At 62.3% G+C, this 1,500-nt stretch carries 1 protein-coding gene; it reads left to right on the forward strand.

Annotated elements, in window-relative coordinates; genetic code table 11:
* Positions 1–1,500, forward strand: a 1,500-nt coding sequence (locus tag GY725_20105) for a hypothetical protein (protein MCP4006488.1), incomplete at both ends; no start/stop codon positions are given.

Here is a 1,500-nt window from a genome sequence, read left to right on the forward strand (position 1 = left end):
AATCCGAGTACGACTCCGACAGCGATGATGGCGAACACCGCACTCGGCCCGCCATGGAATTCGTCGACATGGGCGGCGGGGACGGCGACGAACAGGACGTCGACGTCCCGCCCTGCGACCTATCGAACTTTCCTTTGCACGAAGTCACCAGAACACTTTCCTTGTGCCTGCAGCAGGAGGACATCGCGTCGCTTCCTTTCAAGACGCGCAAGAGCCAGGCCGACCTCAACCTGATGCACCTCAACGATGCCTACGGCACCCTTCTGCAGCAGAACTTCGCCTTCGATCCCGCCAGTACAGTACCACTCGTGCGTGGCTACGGGCGACCTCACACCGACATGGTCGCGCTGCAGAAGAAGACTATCGCCTTGGCCAAGAAACAACAGACCGGCGGCGAGGAGAATCTCGACGATGCGGATGCGAACGGCTCCATGTGGCCCAGCAGTGCTTCCCAGCCAGCAGAGCCGCAGCTCGTGCCGGTGCCTTTGGCCATGCAGGGGCCCGCGGCCGTCGCGCGCAAACTCCTCGAGGACAATAACTGCACGGAGGAACAGATCGACGCCGTGGCGCTTCTCGCACTGTCCCTGCAGAAGCGCTTCGACACGCGGCCCGACAAGTCCTGCGTTTATCTGCCCGTGGCCACACCCACCAACAACCACCGAGCCATCTGGCTCGGCGGCGGCGGAGTCGGCAAGACACGCACCCTCGGGAAGATCGTGCAGCCCCTCGCTGAAACGTACTTCGGGCCTAACGGCTACTCCGCCACAGCACAGTCCAACCAGGCCGCTCAAAACCTGGGCTCACGAGCCAGAACGCTGCACGCGGCCAACGGTCTCCTCCTGACCGATTCCCTGCAGACGGCCAGACTGCGACTGAACCCGCAGACGCAAAAGAAAATGGACCGCATCGCCGGAGACCTCGGCGTCGAGGTCATCGATGAGCTGGGCGCTGTTCCCGGTGACCTTCTTCATGCCGATGCTCTACGCAAGACGTACGGACGAGCTCTGCGCCACAACCTCGACTCCACCCAGTACATGAAGCCAGCCGAGACGTGGGGCCGTATGCCGTGCAAGATCTTGTCCGGCGACTTCTACCAGCTCCCGCCTGTGCCACCATCGGCTTCTCTGCTCGCTCCTCCAAGCAACCAATCCTACGAGCACCAGCAGGGCCGGAAGCTGCTTCTGGACATGGAGTACGTCCTCGACTTCGTCGAAATGCGACGTTTCGACGATCCGCTGCTCATCGAGATCCTGGAGGCGATGCGGACGCCCGGTGGGAAGAAGATCTCGGAGAAGGCTTGGCATGCTCTCCAAGCCACAGTCATCCAGACCTCTGGCCCGGATCCACGACTACGGAACGCCAGGGGCTGGTACGAGTGTGCCTACGAGTGGCGCATCGTCTCCTATGCCATGCACGCTCATGCGCGACTCAACGCCAACGCTGCGGGCCAGCTCTTGTACTACATCCCGTCGATCGACGTCCCGTGCGCTCGCATGAGCA

It is taken from the genome of bacterium (assembly GCA_024226335.1).
In the GTDB taxonomy this organism is placed as follows: domain Bacteria; phylum Myxococcota_A; class UBA9160; order SZUA-336; family SZUA-336; genus JAAELY01.